Below are 1,263 nucleotides of genomic sequence, written 5' to 3'. Positions count from 1 at the left end.
TGTCTAGTCCTGAAATAGGTTTACACCAATTTCAGTCTCAAAACGCCCGATGCACCGCATCGGGCGTTTTGTATTTCAAGGCCTGATGTGGCCGCTCGGTGTTATAGATCGACACCGACTCATCAACTATTTTCGCCGCGTCCGCCAAATTTCTGGGGCGATGCAGTAAAAACTCGGTTTTCAAAATGCCATTCACTCTCTCAGCCATCGCGTTCTGGTAACAGTCATAACCGTCGGTCATCGAGCACCTGATCCCGGCCTTGGCATGCAATCGCTGATACAGATCGGAGCAGTATTGGGCTCCGCGATCTGAGTGGTGAATCAGTGGCTGCGTTGTTTTGCGCTCACCAACGGCTTTGTGCAGTGCCTTGATCACAGACTCGGTATGCAGACTTTCATGTACATGATGACCAACGATCTTGCGTGAGTACGCATCTGTTATCAGGCTGATGTAGGCCACACTTTCCTGTGTCGGCAGGTAGGTAATGTCTGCGACCCAAACTTGCTCGGGTCTGCTGGCTAGAACTTGTTCTGGACCTGCTTTGAGCAGGTTGGGATGGCGACGGAAACGATGATGGCTGTGAGTGGTTTTATGATAAGCCCGCTTGCGAGGAACCAGTTCGCGCGCTTCTCGCAAGATGGTAAACAGTCGGTCCCTGCCAACACGGGGCACCGCCCCAGCCTCAATGCTCATCAAGTAATGCAGCTTGCGCGTTCCCAGTCTGGGTTGGCGTCGACGCTTTTCCAGAACGAAGTCCACGACCTCTTGGTCTTGACAGACTCTCGCATCAAAAGCGCGATTACGCTTGTAATACGCTTGACGCGAAATACCCATAAACAGGCAAGCCCTGGCAATGCTCAGGTCTTGGATTTGCCCTTGCGAGAGGACTTGCCGGGTCGCTTTTTTACGATGGAAACACCGTAGTCATTTTTCAAGACATTCACGACGGCTTCAAAAAACTGGGCCTTCTGATTGCTCAGCGCCAACTGTTCTTCAAGTTCTTTGATCCGCTGCTCGGGTGTCAGCGGGAGGTTGGGGTCGGTCATCGGCCTGCTCCGCAGCGCTCGGATTGAGGCACCTTGGCTCCAGTCTTGTCGACCGTGTTTGCGTAACCAAACCAGTACTGTGGATCGGCCCTGGATGCCAAAGCGTCGTTGAGCCTCTTTATAACTCAGCTCGCCTTTTTCGACTTGGTCTACGACTGATAATTTAAAAGCTAGTGTGTAGTCACGCTGACTGCGCCTTTTGCCCGTATCCATTGA

General features: G+C 52.3%; 1 protein-coding gene. It reads right to left on the bottom strand.

All coding sequences use genetic code 11. The features are described 5' to 3' along the window. Positions 1 to 37 precede the first annotated feature (37 nt). Positions 38 to 1,260 (bottom strand): IS3 family transposase gene (locus CJU81_RS23495; RefSeq protein WP_176464909.1). Its coding sequence is split into 2 segments (ribosomal slippage): positions 38 to 909 and positions 909 to 1,260, totalling 1,224 coding nucleotides; the frame shifts between segments, so codons are not numbered across the junction. Positions 1,261 to 1,263: the final 3 nt, after the last annotated feature.

Origin of the sequence: Pseudomonas fragi (genome assembly GCF_002269505.1) — a bacterium.
Taxonomy (GTDB): domain Bacteria; phylum Pseudomonadota; class Gammaproteobacteria; order Pseudomonadales; family Pseudomonadaceae; genus Aquipseudomonas; species Aquipseudomonas fragi_D.
The sequence above is the reverse complement of the archived record's forward strand: the minus strand, read 5'-3'. Positions and strand labels throughout refer to the sequence as shown.